This window comes from Streptomyces sp. NPDC002206, from assembly GCF_053593595.1.
In genome coordinates this window covers 11,156-27,130 of record NZ_JBSFCW010000037.1, presented here as the reverse complement: position 1 = coordinate 27,130, position 15,975 = coordinate 11,156, and the positions used below count along the sequence as shown (strand labels likewise).

11 protein-coding genes and 4 pseudogenes are annotated in these 15,975 nt (G+C 71.0%); 10 read left to right on the top strand and 5 right to left on the bottom strand.

The annotated features are described in order from the left end of the window. Nucleotides 1-108 precede the first annotated feature (108 nt). On the bottom strand, nt 109-1,044 hold the full coding sequence (locus tag ACWCP8_RS35500; protein ID WP_356004845.1) for a helix-turn-helix domain-containing protein: 936 nt from the start codon (nt 1,042-1,044) through the stop codon (nt 109-111). Between the two features lie 97 nt (nt 1,045-1,141). Here ACWCP8_RS35500 and ACWCP8_RS35495 point away from each other — a divergent pair, with 97 nt between their 5' ends. After that, nucleotides 1,142-2,650 (top strand): alpha/beta hydrolase, encoded by a 1,509-nt coding sequence (locus tag ACWCP8_RS35495; protein ID WP_352270385.1) that lies wholly within the window; start codon nt 1,142-1,144, stop codon nt 2,648-2,650. Between the two features lie 15 nt (nt 2,651-2,665). After that, nucleotides 2,666-2,743 (top strand): annotated as a pseudogene (locus tag ACWCP8_RS35490) (hypothetical protein); the annotation flags it as partial. Nucleotides 2,744-2,779: 36 nt separating this feature from the next. Here ACWCP8_RS35490 and ACWCP8_RS35485 read toward each other — a convergent pair. Both ACWCP8_RS35485 and ACWCP8_RS35480 read right to left on the bottom strand, forming a co-directional pair. Continuing rightward, complete coding sequence (locus tag ACWCP8_RS35485; protein WP_451120439.1) at nt 2,780-3,478, bottom strand: response regulator; 699 nt, start codon at nt 3,476-3,478, stop codon at nt 2,780-2,782. Then, a complete protein-coding gene (locus tag ACWCP8_RS35480; protein WP_451120477.1) occupies nt 3,475-4,779 on the bottom strand; it encodes a sensor histidine kinase in 1,305 nt (434 codons plus the stop codon). Before ACWCP8_RS35480 ends, ACWCP8_RS35485 begins: the two co-directional genes overlap by 4 nt. A 214-nt stretch (nt 4,780-4,993) precedes the next feature. On the opposite strand from ACWCP8_RS35480, the gene ACWCP8_RS35475 reads away from it, so the two are divergent. Beyond that, complete coding sequence (locus tag ACWCP8_RS35475) at nt 4,994-5,701, top strand: ABC transporter ATP-binding protein (RefSeq protein WP_451120437.1); 708 nt, start codon at nt 4,994-4,996, stop codon at nt 5,699-5,701. Then, the gene (locus ACWCP8_RS35470; protein WP_451120435.1) at nt 5,698-8,046 is read left to right on the top strand and encodes an ABC transporter permease; all 2,349 of its coding nucleotides are present in this window, start codon (nt 5,698-5,700) and stop codon (nt 8,044-8,046) included. The genes ACWCP8_RS35475 and ACWCP8_RS35470 overlap by 4 nt, the downstream gene beginning before the upstream one ends. 312 nt (nt 8,047-8,358) lie before the next feature. Here the strand turns inward: ACWCP8_RS35470 and ACWCP8_RS35465 are convergent. Both ACWCP8_RS35465 and ACWCP8_RS35460 read right to left on the bottom strand, forming a co-directional pair. Further along, nucleotides 8,359-8,532, bottom strand: a pseudogene (locus tag ACWCP8_RS35465) (recombinase family protein); the annotation flags it as partial. 453 nt (nt 8,533-8,985) lie between these two features. Continuing rightward, a pseudogene (locus ACWCP8_RS35460) lies at nt 8,986-9,261 on the bottom strand (helix-turn-helix domain-containing protein); the annotation flags it as partial. A gap of 648 nt (nt 9,262-9,909) precedes the next feature. Between ACWCP8_RS35460 and ACWCP8_RS35455 the strand changes: the two are divergent. From ACWCP8_RS35455 to ACWCP8_RS35430, 6 genes and pseudogenes are all read left to right on the top strand, one after another. Continuing rightward, on the top strand, nt 9,910-11,058 hold the full coding sequence (locus ACWCP8_RS35455) for a PP2C family protein-serine/threonine phosphatase (RefSeq protein ID WP_352270379.1): 1,149 nt from the start codon (nt 9,910-9,912) through the stop codon (nt 11,056-11,058). Between the two features lie 239 nt (nt 11,059-11,297). Further along, nucleotides 11,298-11,815, top strand: a pseudogene (locus ACWCP8_RS35450) (IS701 family transposase); the annotation flags it as partial. A 229-nt stretch (nt 11,816-12,044) separates the two neighbouring features. Continuing rightward, a complete protein-coding gene (locus tag ACWCP8_RS35445; protein ID WP_352270377.1) occupies nt 12,045-12,983 on the top strand; it encodes an ABC transporter ATP-binding protein in 939 nt (312 codons plus the stop codon). Continuing rightward, on the top strand, nt 12,980-13,819 hold the full coding sequence (locus tag ACWCP8_RS35440; RefSeq protein ID WP_352270375.1) for an ABC transporter permease: 840 nt from the start codon (nt 12,980-12,982) through the stop codon (nt 13,817-13,819). The genes ACWCP8_RS35445 and ACWCP8_RS35440 overlap by 4 nt, the downstream gene beginning before the upstream one ends. Nucleotides 13,820-13,870: 51 nt before the next feature. Then, nucleotides 13,871-15,127, top strand: coding sequence for a sensor histidine kinase (locus tag ACWCP8_RS35435; RefSeq protein ID WP_451120475.1), 1,257 nt, complete (start codon nt 13,871-13,873; stop codon nt 15,125-15,127). Continuing rightward, on the top strand, nt 15,124-15,792 hold the full coding sequence (locus ACWCP8_RS35430) for a response regulator transcription factor (protein ID WP_352270373.1): 669 nt from the start codon (nt 15,124-15,126) through the stop codon (nt 15,790-15,792). The genes ACWCP8_RS35435 and ACWCP8_RS35430 overlap by 4 nt, the downstream gene beginning before the upstream one ends. Nucleotides 15,793-15,975 lie beyond the last annotated feature (183 nt).

Sequence of the window (15,975 nt, the reverse complement as noted above, 5' to 3'; positions counted from 1 at the left end):
TGACGCCCGGCCCGCTCAGGCACGGTCGGCGTGCACGTTCGTCGACTTCACCTGGGCGGTGGCCTCCATACCGACCCCAGAGCGGCCGGCTGAGGGGGCGTGCCCCGCTCAGCCGGCCGCTGCGGCGACATCGGTGTCCAGCGAGGCCCGCAGCCACTCGTGTGCGGCCCCGAGGGTCGGCTCCGGCGAGCCGGACAGCTCGCCGGTCAGCTCCCAGTACCGGTCGACCATCGGATCGGCGGCCAGCGCCAGCAGCCCGCTGAGCCTGCGGCGGAACTCCGGGCTGTCCCGCAGGCCGCGCGAGTCGGCGTGGGCCGCGACGAAGCAGTCGAGTGCCTGCCCCCGCTTCGGTGCCCGGTTCGTCTTCAGGTCAGCCGCGGCCAGCGTGTACGCATCGAAGAGGCCGTCGTACAGCACGTCGGGGCGGCGAACCTTGTCGGTCCGGTTGCCCGCCGGCCGACGCGGGTCGGTGGCCGGGCAGGGCGCGGTGGCGATGGCGTACAGCCGGGCGAAGGTCAGCACCTGGGCCGGCGTCGGATCCGCCGGCGGCTGCGGTACCGCGTACTCGAGGATCGAGGAGACCAGCCGGGGCGACAGCCGGACGGGCAGCGCCCCCCGCCAGAAGCGCGCCAGCGGCGCCGTACTGGGCGGGGCGGACACCCTGCCGACCAACCGCAGGCGGTCTGCGCGCTCCTCGGCCGGGCAGTCCCGGATCAGCTGCAGGGCGGCCTCCCGCCAGCGCAGCGCGGTCAGTTGCGAGCCGAGCTCGCGCAGCTGTCCGTCGATGGCGTCCTCCAGCGCGTCCGCCAGCCCGTCGCCGTGGTCGAGCACCCGGCCCACCTCCGGCACCGGCAGATCGAGGGTGCGCAGCGAGCGGATCAGCCGCAGCCTTTCCAACGCGTCGGGCCCGTACCGCCGGTGTCCGCCGGAACTACGGGAGGCCTCGGGCAGCAGGCCGCGGTCGGAGTAGAAGCGGACGGTCTTCACGGTGACGCCCGCCTGCTCGGCGAGCTCGCCGATGCTCCACATTCCGTCAGGGGACAAGGCTTGAACCTCCCTCAGGGGGAGTTCCTACCGTACCTGCGAGCGCGGACGACCGGTACGGCCGGCCGCGCGGACCGCGGCATGCAAGGAGGCGATCATGACGGCGTTCGTATTGGTTTCCGGACCTTTCACCGGTGGCTGGATCTGGCGGGAGACCGCCGAACGGCTGCGCGAGTTGGGGGCGGAGGTGCACCCGCTGACCCTCACCGGCCTCGGGGAGCGCCGACACCTGGCCGGGCCGGGCACCGACCTGGATACGCATATCGAGGACGTGGTGCAGCTGATCGACCACCTCGACGCGCCGGAGCTGGTGCTGGTCGGCCACGACTACGCCATCCACCCGGTGCTGGGCGCCGCCGATCACCGCCCGGAGCGGATCAGCCGGATCGTTCACCTGGACGCCGGCCTGCCGCAGGACGGCGACGCCGCCCTCGCCCTCGTCCCGAACCAGGAGGTCCGCGAGCGGCTGCTGCGCCGGGACGGGCCGGCCGAGCACGACTGGCGGATCCCCATGCCGCAGCGCGACGAGTGGCAGCGCTGGGGCAGCACCGCCGGCCTCCCGGCGGACGCGTTGGCCCGGCTGGACCGCTACGCCGCGCCGCATCCGGCCGGCACCCTCGTCCAGTCGCTGCGGCTGACCGGGGCGCTCGCCGGACTGCCCACCACTGGCGTCTTCTGCACTGCCGGCGGGGTGACCATCGCCATGGTCGAGACGCTGGTTCGGAGCGGGCCGCCGCAGTTCCGGGCGCTCGCCGACCCCCAGGTCAGCTTCTTCGAACTCGCCACCGGGCACTGGCCGATGCTCTCCACCCCCGACGAGCTGGCCACTGTCCTGCTCCGGGCGGCCGCCGGCGAGGGGCATCGGATCACCGCGAGCGGCGACGAACAGCCCTTCTACCTCAAGCCCTTCGTGCTGGACGTCCCCGAGCGGCCGTGCGAGCGGATCGGTTCGGTCGACCTCCATCTGCCGGACGCGGGCGGGCCCCGGCCCGCCGTCGTGTTCGTTCACGGCGGTCCCGTCGCTGCCGAGCTGCGGCCCACCCCGCGGGACTGGCCGGTCTACACCGGCCACGCCCGGTACGCAGCGAGCCGGGGCGTCGTCGGCGTGACCGTCGACCACGGTCTGTACGCCCTCACCGATTACGCGCAGGCCGCCGAGGACATTGCCGCGGCCGTCGAACTCGTCCGGGCCGACCCGCGAGTGGACGCCGACCGCATCGCCCTGTGGTTCTTCTCCGCCGGCGGGCTGCTCGCCACCGACTGGCTCGCCGCGCCACCGCCGTGGCTGCGCTGCGTCGCCGCGAACTACCCGGTCCTCGCGCCACTCCCCGGCTGGAGCGCCGTGGACGCGCGGTTCCGCCCCGTGGCCGCGGTGCGGACGGCCGGGGAGCTGCCGATCGTCCTCACCCGGGCCGGCCTGGAGCACGCCGAATTCGCGGCCACCGTCGAGGAGTTCCTGGCCGCCGCCAAGGCCGCCGACGCCCGGATCGAGACCATCGACGTCCCGGCCGGCCACCACGGGTTCGACGCGACGGACCACACCGACGACTCCCGCCACGCCGTGGCAGCCGCTCACGACGCAGTCCTGGCCCACCTCCAGGCCTGACCGCTACGTGGGGAGATCGACCGGCAGTACACCGACTCGCACGGCGCCTCGATCGTCGGGTTCGCCTTCGCCCACATGCTCGGCTTCAACCTGCTGCCCCGGCTGCTGATCCGAAAGTTCGGCTTCGGTCTACGTCTGCTCGGTGGGCTGCTGGGCGGCCTCGCGTGCGCCGGCGCTGACCAGCCCTGTCTCGTAGGCCACGATGACGGCCTGGACACGGTCACGGAGTCCGAGCTTGGCGAGGATGCGGGCGACGTGCGTCTTGACGGTCGCCTCGGCCAGGTGGAGGCGGGTCGCGAGTTCGGCGTTGCTCAGCCCTCGGGCCAGCAGGCCGAGGACCTCCAGTTCGCGCGGGGTGAGCGAGGCGAGGTCGCGGTGGAGGGCGGCGGTGTCGCTGCCGCGCTGGGCGAACCGCTGCACGAGGCGGCGGGTGATGGCGGGCGCGAGGAGAGCGTCGCCGGTACGGACCGTGCGGACGGCCGCGGTCAGATGCTCGGGGGTGACGTCCTTGAGGAGGAAGCCGCTGGCCCCGGCGGACAGTGCCGCGTAGACGTATCGGTCGAGGTCGAAGGTGGTCAGGATGATGACGCGCGGTTCGCCGGGGGCGCCGGTGAGGATGCGGCGGGTGGCCTCCAGGCCGTCCATCTCGGGCATCCGGACGTCCATCAGGACCACGTCGGGACGGGTTCGCCGGACCCCTTCGACCGCTTCGGTTCCGTTGGTCGCCTCGGCGACGACGTCGATGCCGTCGGCGCCGAGGATCAACCGGAATCCGGTGCGGACCAGGGTCTGGTCGTCGGCGAGGAGCACACGCAGCGGCTCGGTCACGGTGCCTCCAAGGGGATCAGCGCCTCCACACGGTACCCGCCGGTCAGGCGCCGGCCGGTGTTCAGGGTTCCGTCGTGGACGGCGAGGCGCTCGCGCAGGCCGATCAGGCCCCGGCCGTTCCCCGCGCCCGCGCCCGGGCGTCCACCGGTGTCCGTGACTTCCACGCGGAGCCGTTCCGGGCCGTATTCGACGGTCACGGCGGCGGTGGCGCCGGACGCGTGTTTCACGGTGTTGGTCAGGGCTTCCTGGACCACGCGGTAGGCGGCGAGTTCGAGGCCGGGCGAGAGGGGGCGGGGCGGGCCGGTCACGGTCAGGTCGACGGGCAGTCCGGTGTCCCGGACCCGTCCGACCAGCGTTTCCAGCTGGTCCAGGCCGGGTTGCGGGGCCAACTTCGCCGCCGTATCGGCCAGGTCTGCACCTCCGTCCGTCCCCTCGGCCTCGTCGGCCATGGTGAGCAGTCCCATGACGTGGCGCAGCTCGGTCATGGCCGCCCGCCCGCCCGCCTCGACGGCGAGCAGCGCCTCGCCGGCCTGCTCGGGGGAGGTCTTCATGATCTTGCGGGCGGCGCCCGCCTGGATGATCATCACGCTGACGTTGTGCGTGACGACGTCGTGCAGTTCGCGGGCGATCCTGGCCCGCTCATGCTCGACGGCCCGGCGCAGCGCCTCGGCCTGTTCGCGTTCCAGGGCGGAGAGCCGGGTGCGGCCCTCGTCGGTTCGGAGTTTCCAGGTACGCAGGCCGACGGCGGCCACGGCCATCGGTACCAGGATCAGCAGGGCGATGTATTCGTTGGGGACGATCGGTGTCACCGAGTTCCCCGAGGTGCCGACCAGGACGACCGACACCGGCAGCGCCGCCAGGGTCGCCACCCGGTACGGGCTGTACACAGCGGCGCTGTAGACGGCGATGACGAACGCGTAGAAGGTCAGCCGCAGGACGCTCTGCGGTGTCGCCAGTGTCGCGGCCGTCACGATGCACAGCACGGCGAGCGGGTAGCGGCGGCGCAGCGCCAGGGCACCCGAGGCAATGACCGCGAGGGTCACCATGAAGGCCAGGCCGCCGGGGCCGGACGGGCGCGGCACGACGCGCTCCACGCCGGGTGCGATCTCACGCACCACGACGTTGTCGGCGTTGTCGATGCCGTAGTAGACGGTGGCGATTCCGAGTGCCAGTGCCACCAGCGCGTCGAACTGCCAGGCGCGCCGGGTGGGCCGCAGCGGTGGACCACTCGGAAGCCTGGCGTCGCGGACCGTCCGGCGGACGGCTTCCCGCAGCCGCTCCAGCGTCGTGCGTACGTCCATCACCGGTTCATTGTCGTCGCCGCGCGGACCTGCGGAGTCCGTCCAGGTGGTCATTCCCACCGCACCGGATACATCACCCGCCTACATCGCAGGGATGACGTTTCCGGGGCTCAGCCCAGCGCGGTACCGCAATGGGTTCGGGCGGACGACGCGTGTAGGGCGGGCCCGCTCCTAGCGTTCGCGGCGACAGCTGCCCGTACCTGAGGAGCCCTCCATGACCACGCTGGTGATCGAACTGCGTGAGGTGAGCCGCCGATACGACGACGGCCCGCCCGCTCTGCACGAGGCGTCGCTGACCGTGCAGCCCGGCGAGGCCGTCGCGATCCTCGGTCCTTCCGGCAGCGGCAAGTCCACGCTGCTCAATCTGATCGCGGGCCTGGACCGGCCCGATACGGGGACCGTCACCGTGGGCGGAGTGCGGGTGGACCAGCTGGGCGAAACCGGATCGGCGCTCTACCGGCGGTCGAAGATCGGCATGGTCTTCCAGTTCTTCAACCTGCTCGACGATCTGACCGTCACCGACAATGTCGTCCTGCCCGCGCGCCTCACGGGTATGGCACGTGGCGAAGCAGACCGCCGGACGGCGGAACTCCTGGAACTGCTGGGCATCGACCGGCACGCCCGCGCCTACCCGGGGCGGCTGTCCGGCGGCGAGCGGCAGCGGGTCGCGGTGGCCCGGGCGTTGATGAACCGGCCGGCGCTGCTCCTGGCCGACGAGCCGACCGGGGCCCTGGACACGGCCGCCGGACAGGACGTCAGCAGGCTGCTCACCGGCCTCAATGCCGAGGGCCAGACCATCGTCGTGGTCACCCACGACCTGGCTTTGGCCCGGTCCTGGACGAACCGTACGGTCCGGATCGCCGACGGCCGGATCACCGAAGACGTCCGGTCGCAGGCCGTCGCCTCGGAGGCCGTCCGATGAGCGCGCTCGGCAAGGTGGTGCGCTCGGGGGTGGGACGACGTCGGGTGCAGACGATGGTGATCGGGCTCGCCACGATGATGGCGGCGGCCGCCTCCGTCCTCGGCGGATCGCTGCTCGTGGTATCCGGCGCGCCCTTCGACGACGCCTTCGCCAAGCAGCACGGCGCGCATCTGTCCGTGCAGTTCGACGCGGGCAAGGTGAGTGCCGGGCAGCTGTCGAAGTCCAAGGACGCCGAAGAGGTGAGCAGTGCGGCCGGGCCGTTCCGTACGGCGACGGTCACCCCACGGTCGGACGGGGCGGGCCCCGGGTGGCCGATGACCGTGGTCGGCCGGGGCGATTCCGGCCGGGACGTGGACGAGGTGGCACTGCTCGACGGGCGGTGGCCCGCGCACCCCGGCGAGATCGTGCTGTCCGCCAACTCCTCGCTCTTCCCGACCATGGGCATGAAGCTCACCTTCCCCGATCTGTCCGGCGGTCCGACTCTGACGGTGGTCGGTGTGGCCCGCTCGGTCACGCAGACCGCTGACGCCTGGGTGGTTCCGTCCCAGATGCCGGCACTCACCGCGCCCGGCAGCGGCGGCTACCAGATGCTCTACCGCTTCACCGACGCGGGCAGCGCCGCGCAGATCACCGCGGGCGGCACGGCCGTGACGGAATCCCTGCCGCCGGGAACGGCCGTCGGCGAGCAGTCATGGCTCACCGTCAAGAAGACCGCCGAGCGCGGCACCGCCCTCTACGTCCCATTCCTCATCGCGTTCGGCGCCCTCGGCCTGGTCATGTCGGTGCTCATCGTCGGCAACGTCGTCGCGTCGGCCGTCGGCACGGGAACGCGCCGCATCGGCATCCTCAAGGCCGTCGGCTTCACACCGGCCCAGGTCGTGCGGGCCTACGTGGGCCAGGCACTGATCCCGGCCGCCGTCGGCATGGCCCTCGGTGTCCTCGCCGGCCACCTGCTCGCCGTCCCCGTACTGGCCGAGACCGAGGAGGTCTACGGCACCTCGTCCCTGGCCATCGCCCCCTGGGTCGACCTGGCGGTGATCTCCGGGGTGCTCTGCCTGGTGGCGGCGACCGCGTGGGGGAGTGCCTGGCGGGCCGGCCGGCTGCGTACGGTCGATGCGCTCGCCGTCGGGCGTACCGCTTCGGCAGGGCGCGGCCGGTGGGCGGCCCGCCTGGTCGGACGGCTGCCGTTGCCGCAGCCGGTCGCCCTGGGCCTGGCCCGGCCCTTCGCACGGCCCGCCCGCACGCTGGCCATGGGCACGGCGATCCTGTTCGGCGCCATCGCCGTCACGTTCACCGTGGGGATGGGCGCCTCGCTCGGCCAGCTGATGAAAGCCAAGGCCCACGACGCCGCCGATGTCGTCGTGCCCGCGCCCTTGCCGGACTTCGGACCTCAAGGCCCTGGCCGCGAGAAGCAGCCCAAGGCCGATCCCGCTGCAGTCGCCGCGGCCATCGAGGCCGCCGCCGGAACCGGGAAGTACTACAGCGCCGCGACGGTACGGGCGACCGTGTCCGGCCTGACCGGCACCATCGACGTGATCGCCTTCACCGGCGACGCCTCCTGGGGCGGCTACACGATGGTCTCGGGCCGCTGGATCGACAAGCCCGGCGAGGCCGTGGCCCCGACCCCCCTCCTGGCCGCCACCGGCACCCGCATCGGCGACACCGTCACCCTGAACGGCCTGGCCGAGCCGGTCACGGTCCGGATCGTCGGCGAGGTCCTCGACCCCCGTAACGACGGCATGCAGGTCTTCACCGACGCCTCGACCCTCACGGCCGCACATCCCGACCTGACGGAGACGAGCCATCACATCGCGATCACGTCAGGCACCGACGTGACCCGCTACGTCGACGCGCTGAACAACGACCTGGCACCGCTGGGGGCCACCGCTCGGGCCGGCGGGCTCGACGCCGGCGGCGACATGGTCGTCACGCTCAACGCGCTGTCCGTGATCCTCACGCTGATGCTCGTCGCCGTCGCCGCGCTCGGCGTGCTCAACGGCGTGCTGCTCGATACCCGCGAGCGCGTGCGGGAGCTCGGTGTCCACAAGGCGCTCGGCATGACCCCCCGGCAGACCATCGCGATGGTCATCACCTCGGTCGTCGTGACCGGACTGGTCGCGGGCACTCTGGGCGTGCCGTTCGGCGTGGCCCTGCACGGCTGGGTCATCCCCGCGATGGGCGACAGCGTGGGGCTCCGCCTCCCCGGTTCCGTCATCGCCGTCTACCACGGGGCCGAACTGCTCCCGCTCGCACTCGGCGGCCTGCTCATCGCCACCCTGGGTGCGCTCCTGCCCGCCGGCTGGGCCGCCAGGGCCCGAACCGCCACGGCCCTGCGCACCGAATAGGAGGTCAGGTTCAGAGCTCGTGCCTCCGCCCCCGACCGCAAGGAGCGGTGGGGGCGGTTGGCTGGTTCCCTCCAACTGGCGCGGGACGCGGGAGTTCCGGAGCTCTTTCAGCTCCGGGATGTGGTTAAAGAGCGTGCCGACGGAGACGCCGAGGATCTTGGCGATGGTGGTGACGCTGTTGGCCGGGTCGGGCAGCATGTCGCGGGCCGCGCGGATGAGGTCCTCGTTGACGACGGTGGGGCGCCCTCCCGTACGGCCGCGGGCGCGGGCGGCGGCCAGGCCCTCGTGGGTGCCGGCGACGATGAGTTCGCGGATGAACTCCGCCAGGGCGGCAAAGACGTGGAAGATCAGGCGCCCGCCCGGGGCTGTGGTGTCGCGCGCCTCGTGCAGGGACTGGAAGCCGATGCCGCGCTCACGGAGTTCGGCGACCATGTTGACGAGGTCCTGGAGTGACCGGCCGTAGCGGTCGAGGGAGGGGACGACCAGGGTGTCGCCAGGGGTGAGGAAGGCGTGGCACGCCTTGAGCTCGGCGCGGTGAGCGCATCAACCTGGCGGTCGAGCTTCTGCCCGCCGGTCGAGAGCCGGGCGTACCCGATCCGGACGTCGGTGAGAATCGCGGGCGAGGGCGTGAGGAGTTCGGATGGCTCCATAGGCGCGTTCATGCCGGTGATCGGAGAGCTACTTGTCACTTCGCCGTAGCTTCGGGGTGCCGACCTGCTGCGCGGCATCATCGCCGCGCAGGACACGTTCCTGGACGCGGCGGGCCGTTTGACTGAGGTGGACGCACCTGGCTCGCGAAACTCTGCCCGGCCGTCGACACCGCCGCGGTCGCCGCGTACGACGCACAGCGCCCGAAGAGCCTGTTCTGACGCTGCACACCCGCACCACCCCCGCCGAGCGCCGCCGGACACTGCGCGAACAGCTCGCTTCAGGGCGGCTGTTAAGGCTGAGCAGGTGGGCGATGCGGGCAGGGCCCCACCGTCGCAGGATCCGGACCTTGATGATCCGTCGTTCGGTCCGCGTCGGAGCCCGGCGTGGGCTGGTGTGCGGACGGCTTGACCGGTCCGCCATGCCCGCCTCGCCGGACAGCCAGTAACGGTCCGCCCAACGCTGGGCTGTCGTCCGTCGGTGTGCATTCCCGGCGTGCCGAGGTTCTCGGACAGGAAAACCCCCTTCGTACTTCCCCATTTCGATCACGAAACGAACAGGGATCATCACCCTACGTTCGGGGCGGGAACCTCGCCGAGACCGGTGCCTCGGTCGGTGGCATCACCACCGCAGGCTGCGGCAGCACTGACCCACCGGCAGGTCACACCGGGCGGCGCCGGGAAACCCACGGGAGCACCCGGCGCCGTCCAATGGCAGTGCATTCTCCTTGCGCACGGTGCCCCCACTGCTGAAGCTGGCAATACCGCGACGGACGCTCGCAACGTAACGTCCAGTGCAGGGGAAGCAGGCTCTGCGACACAGGGCCGATGGCAGCGGGGCGGCCAGTTTGATCAACGACACGGCTATGAATCACGGACTTCCGTGTGGGGTCGAGTGGTCCCTTATCGGGGTCGACCGGCCCTGTCGTCGTGATGATCGAAGCGGTGAGGTTGGCGGGGCAGGTTGGGAGACGCGCTCGATGAGCGAGGCGGGCGGCCCCGCCGTCGCCGACCTGGCGTAACACGCCCCACGACCACCGCTCCCCTTCCTTCCGGCGTACGCATCCGAATTAAGGCCAGGCGGCAAAGGGGCAACGGAGTATCTCAACAATTTCTCGCCCGAACCAACCGGGAACTCGACCTCATCCGGACATCGGCTCAGCCGACCACCTGGCCGAGTCGTCAGCCGCCCGCGAGCGGGTGCACTGTGGAAGATGTGAGCCTCACGGAACGCATTGCGTATCTGAGGGAGTCATGGCGGCCGGGCCATGCGCTGCTGGTGATTCCCGTCGTGCTCATTGGCGTGATCACGGCGCTGGACATCTTGCTGCCGGAAGACATCTATCTGGGACCGCTGCTGGTCATGGCGCCCGCGATTACTGCCTCACTCGAAGGCCCTGTGCTGACCGGGATGATCGGGCTCCTGGCCGTGACAGCCCAGGCATACATCAGCCTGAACTCCGGCGTACTGACCTCCCGGAACGCTCTGGTGCAGATCGGCGCCCTAGCGATGCTCTCGGCCCTGACCGTGTTCTTCTGCCTGATACGCGAGCAGCGCAGTCGACAGCTCGCGCGGGTGCGGTCGGTGGCCGAAGCCACACAGAACGTGCTGCTGCGGCCGCTCCCGGACCGGATCGGCCCGCTGCGGATCTCCTCCTTGTACCTGGCCGCCGAGGACGAGGCTCTGATCGGAGGTGACCTGTACGCGGCCGCCCGCATCGAAGGCGGAACCCGGGTGATGATCGGTGACGTCAGGGGCCAGGGTATGCCCGCCATCGGAGAAGCGGCCCTCCTGCTCGGCGCCTTCCGCGAGGCGGCCTACCAGCACGCCGACCTGCCCACACTGGCTGCGGCCCTCGACCAGAGCCTTTCCCGCTACCACGCCGACGTCGAGCCGTACGATGAGAATGAAGCCACGGAACGCTTCGTCACAGCCCTGCTGCTGGAGATTCCCGACGAGCGCCACATCAGCCGAATGACCAGCTGCGGGCATCCCGCGCCCCTGCTGCTCAGCCAAGGACACGCAGTGACCGTCCCGAGTCTGCACCCCGCACCCCCGCTGGGGATCGGCGACATGGGACCGGCCGACTACACCAGCGATGTGTTCACCTTCGAGGCCGGAGACGCCCTCCTCCTCTTCACCGACGGCGTCATCGAAGCACGCAACCGAGACGGCGACTTCTACCCGCTCGCCGAACGCGCCGCCCGGTGGACCGAGAGCCCCCCGGAGACACTCCTGCACCACCTGCGAGGCGACCTCCTCGCCTACGTCGGCGGACACCTGGGCGACGATGCCGCCATCATCGCCATCCACCGCAAACCCATCACGCTTCCGGGACGCCACCATGAAGATCAGCTGGCCTGACGGCTGCTGCCGCGGCTCCAGAAGCACCAGAACCCCTGGAGACAAGCAAATGCTGCGTTTGTTCGAATGCGGCATAGGGTGGCGCCCCGAACCATCCCGTAGTCAGACAGGCCATGCCGAGGCTTCAGGCAGGTTGGCGATCCGGTACGACATGGTCATCGGTCGTCCTCGGTGACTTTCCCAGCCTGGGTGACGCCCACTGAGAGGACACTGAGAGGCGGATCCACACGTAGCAACCCGACGTCATCGGCGCGGAGGCGCTGATCGTCGATGACACCGGCTTCCTCAAGGACGGGGACGCCTCGGCGTGTGTGTCCCGGCAGTACACCGGCATCGCGGGCAAGGTCACCAACTGCCAGGTCGGGGTGTCGTTGCACCTGGCTAGCGATCATGCCTCGGCCGCGGTGAACTGGCGGCTGTTCCTGCCCGCTTCCTGGGATCCGGCCTCGCCGGAGGAGGATGCGGACAAGGTCGCCCGCTGCAGTCGCTGCGGCATCCCCGCGCAGGCGGGGCATGTGGAGAAGTGGCAGCTGGCCCTGGACATGATCGACGCGACCCGGTTGTGGGGCATCGACATCCCCCTGGTCGTCGCGGACGCCGGATACGGTGATGCCGCCGCCTTCCGCCTGGGCCTGGAGGAACGCAGCCTGCCCTATGCGGTGGGCATTTTTTCCCGCCACACCGCCCATCGGGCCGGCGCCCGGCCCGTCCAGCCCGCCTATGCGGGCACGGCCGGCCACTGAAGATGCAGTACCCCCCTTGTTTGGCCTGGTGGACGAGTTGGCCTGGGAGTCTGAAGGCAGGCCAGGTACTGGGGGCGGGCGACGAATGCGGAAGGCACCTCGGATAGTCGCGTAGTACCGCGGTACTACGCGTCCGGCGTAGTTCAGCCTCCCGGTACCACCGGATTGGGGTGATTCGGCTCTTAGCGTGGCCGGTGAGGCGTCGGAAGCGACGGACACCGGAGCTCAACAGGGAGAACGCGAATGATCGACGCACGGCAGTTGACCAAGAGGTACGGCGAGAAGACGGCCGTCGACGGGCTGGACTTCGTCGTGAAGCCGGGCACCGTGACCGGCTTTCTGGGGCCCAACGGCGCGGGCAAGTCCACGACGATGCGCATGATCGTCGGCCTCGACGCCCCGACGAGCGGCTCCGTCACCGTGAACGGCCACCACTACGCCCACCACCAGGCACCGCTCCAGGAGGTCGGTGCTCTCCTGGAGGCGAAGTCGATCCACCCAGGCCGCTCGGCGTACAACCACCTCAAGGCCCTCGCGCTGACCCACGGCATTCCGGGCAGCCGGGTCGACGAGGTCATCGACCTCGCCGGACTGGGCAGCGTGGCGAAGAAGCGGGCCGGCGCCTTCTCCCTCGGGATGGGCCAGCGGCTGGGTATCGCGGCGGCGCTGCTGGGCGATCCGCAGACGGTGATGCTGGACGAGCCGGTCAACGGGCTGGACCCGGAGGGTGTGCTCTGGATCCGCAACCTGCTGAAGACGCTCGCCGACGAGGGCCGGACGGTGTTCGTGTCCTCGCACCTGATGAGCGAGATGGCTCTGGTCGCGGACCACCTGATCATCGTGGGGCGCGGGCAGCTGCTGGCAGACACGACCGTGGCAGACCTGATCCGCGAGGCGGGCGGCGACACAGTGAAGGTTGCGACGCAGGACCCGGCGCGGCTGCGGGACGTGCTGACGGGGCCGGGCGTCGAAGTCACCGGCCGGATCGGCTCCGAGGAGCTGCAGGTGACCGGGCTGACCGCCCGCGAGATCGGGCTGAAGGCCGCGCAGTACGGGATCGCGCTGTTCGAGCTGAGCGCGCGGACCGTGTCGCTGGAGGAGGCATTCATGGACCTGACCAGGGATGCCGTGGAGTACCACGGCTCCACGAGCGGGATCGAGACCCTCGGGAGGCCCGCATGAGCACCCTCACCGCAACCGCCGAGGAACCCCGGACCACCCCCGCCCGCCCTGCCTACCGGGTGACCGGACGGCGCGTGCTCTCCTCCGAATGGGCCAAGCTGTGGTCCCTGCGCTCGACCTGGATCACCTTGGGCCTGGGCCTGCTGTTCCTGGTGGCGTTCGGCCTGATCGCCTCGAGCCGCTACAAGTCGGGGATCAACTCCGGCCACCTGGACCGGGATTTCGCCGGTGCGACGGCCGTGAGTCTGTCCCTCTTCGGTACGAACTTCGCCCAGCTGGCCCTGGGCGTGCTCGGCGTGCTGGTCACGGCGGGGGAGTACTCGACCGGGATGATCCGCTCGACGCTCGCGGCGGTGCCCCGCCGGCTGCCCGTGCTGTGGTCCAAGGCGGCCGTGTTCGGGCTGGTCGCGCTGGCGTTGGGGACCGTCGGTGCGTTCGTCACCTTCTTGGTCGGGAGCGGGATCGTCTCGGGCACGCCCGCGGCCATGGGCCTCTCGCACGCGGGTGTGCTGCGGAGTCTGCTGGGCGCCGGGCTGTATCTCGGCCTGGTCGGCGTGATCGGCGCCGCGCTGGGCGCGCTGCTGCGGTCGGTCGCCGGCGGGATTTCGGTGCTGGTGGCCACCCTGATGCTGATCCCGGGCCTGATCTCTCTGCTGCCGAGCTCCTGGCGGGACGACATCAGCCCCTACCTGCCGTCCAACGCAGGAGAGTCGATGTTCGCGCTGACCCACGACTCCACGGCCCTGTCGCCGGCCGCAGGGCTGCTGGTCTTCCTCAGCTGGACGGCACTGGCGCTGGCGGGCGCGGCGTACCGGCTCGCGCGCAGCGACGTCTGACGCCTGCACCATGGACAGGTGACGTCCGTGACCACCAATGAAATCAGCGGGATGGGACCGCTGGTCGCCCGGCTCTCCCGGGGCGGCCAGCGGTTGCGGCAGGCCGACCGGACACATCCGTGGGTGCTGGACACCGCGGTCGTGGTCCTGGTCTTCCTGATGTTCTGCCTGCCCGACCTGCTCCGCGGCGGTGCCGCCGACGGCGACGGCCCGCGCCGGTTCCGGCTCGCCTTCACTCAGCTGCCCGTCGCGGGAATGCTGGCACTGCAGGCCGGACTGGTACTGCCCCTGCTGTGGCGGCGGCGCAAGCCCGTGGCGGCCTTCGGTGTCATCGCCGCGGTGTTCGTCCTCCAATGGTCCCTGGGCGCGGCGCTGCGCGCGGACATCGCCCTCTTTGTCGCCCTGTACAGCCTGGCCCTGCACGGGCAGCTGCGGCAGCTGCCGTGGGCCTGTGCGGCCATGGCAGGTGCGATGGTGCTGGTCGCGGTACGCGCGTCCTCGGTCGTGTCCGTCTGGGACGCGCTGTTTTTCCTGCTGAGCACGGCGACCGCGGCCCTCGCGCTCGGCCTGATGGTACGCATCCGCCGGGCCCAGCTCGCCGGACTGCGGGAACGGGCCGCCCGGCTGGAGATCGAGCGCGACCAGCGCAGCAGGCTGGCCGCGGCCACCGAACGCACCCGTTTTGCCCGCGAGATGCACGACATCGTCGGCCACAACCTGTCCGTCATCATCACGCTCGCTGACGCCGGTGCCTACGCCACCGACATCGCCCCCGAACGCGGCAAGGAGGCCCTCCAGCTTATCGGCGATACCGGCCGACAGGCCCTCGGCGAGCTGCGGCACGTGCTCGGCGTGCTACGCGAGGCGACGGATGGTCCCCCGGGCGGACCCGAACTCAGCCCACAGCCCGGCATCGCGGACATCGAAGCGTTGTGCGCCAAGGTGCGCGCCGCCGGTCTTGAGGTCGTCTACCGGACCTCTGGCGACGTGGAGGTCCTGGACAGTGGCGTGCAGCTGACGGCGTATCGCATCGTCCAGGAAGCCCTCACCAATATCCTGAAGCACACCGACACCGACACCCGGGTGCACCTGGCGATCCTCGTCGAGGACAGCCGGCTGAACATTCGGGTCCAGGACACCGGCCCGGCCGCACCCTCCGGACCGCCGAACGAGGAAGGACACGGCCTGGTGGGCATGCGGGAGAGAGCGGCTCTGTACGGCGGGACCGTCAGCGCGGGGCCGACCGGCGGCGGAGGGTGGAGCGTCGAGGCCGTACTCGACCTCACGTCCCAAGGCGGTGACCGATGACCACCGTGCTCATCGTGGACGACCAGCCGCTGCAACGCTACGGCTTCCACATGCTCCTGGACTCCGTCGCCGAGACCGACGTCGTCGGTGAGGCCGCCCACGGCGCCGAGGCCGTCCGCATGGCTGCCGAACTGCGCCCGGACGTGGTTCTGATGGACGTCCGCATGCCGGGCATGGACGGCATCGAAGCCACCCGCCGCATCGTCGCCGCCGGCGACCGCTCGCGCATCCTCGTGCTCACCACCTTCGACCTCGACGAGTACGTCCATGCCGCCCTCCGCGCCGGCGCCAGTGGCTTCCTCCTCAAGGACGCGCGCCCCGAAGAACTCCTCGCCGGCATCCGCGCCGTCGCCGCCGGTGACGCCGTCATCGCGCCCGCCCTCACCCGCCGCCTCCTGGACGAGTTCGCCCGCTACGTCCCCGCCCACCGCCAAGACTCCGCCGAGGATCCGAGACTCGGCTCCCTCACCGACCGCGAACGCGAGATCCTCGTCGCCGTCGGCAAGGGCTGGGCCAACGGCGAGATCGCCACCCGCTTCGTCCTGTCCGAGTCCACCGTCAAGACCCACGTCGGCCGCGTCCTCGCCAAAATCGGCGCCCGCGACCGCATCCAGGCCGTGATCTTCGCCTACGACCACGGCCTCGCCCGGCCCAACGTGGACTGAACCGACGAGCGGCGGCCGGGAAGCCTGCTTGCACCGACCTCGCGGCAGCGTACCGCCGCCAACGCCTCGCACCAGCTGCGCACTTCACTGACCGGACTTCAGCTCATCCTGGAGGCAGGCCTCGCGCAGGACGACGAGGCCCGGCTGCGCCCCGCCGCGGAGGCGTTGGCCACCACCTGTCGG

Coding starts and splice junctions, on each gene's coding strand:
- ACWCP8_RS35440 (WP_352270375.1), top strand. CDS start 12,980: ATGAGCACCCTCACCGCAACCGCCGAGGAACCCCGGACCACCCCCGCC.
- ACWCP8_RS35435 (WP_451120475.1), top strand. CDS start 13,871: ATGGGACCGCTGGTCGCCCGGCTCTCCCGGGGCGGCCAGCGGTTGCGG.
- ACWCP8_RS35430 (WP_352270373.1), top strand. CDS start 15,124: ATGACCACCGTGCTCATCGTGGACGACCAGCCGCTGCAACGCTACGGC.
- ACWCP8_RS35480 (WP_451120477.1), bottom strand. CDS start 4,779: ATGGACGTACGCACGACGCTGGAGCGGCTGCGGGAAGCCGTCCGCCGG.
- ACWCP8_RS35445 (WP_352270377.1), top strand. CDS start 12,045: ATGATCGACGCACGGCAGTTGACCAAGAGGTACGGCGAGAAGACGGCC.
- ACWCP8_RS35470 (WP_451120435.1), top strand. CDS start 5,698: ATGAGCGCGCTCGGCAAGGTGGTGCGCTCGGGGGTGGGACGACGTCGG.
- ACWCP8_RS35495 (WP_352270385.1), top strand. CDS start 1,142: ATGACGGCGTTCGTATTGGTTTCCGGACCTTTCACCGGTGGCTGGATC.
- ACWCP8_RS35475 (WP_451120437.1), top strand. CDS start 4,994: ATGACCACGCTGGTGATCGAACTGCGTGAGGTGAGCCGCCGATACGAC.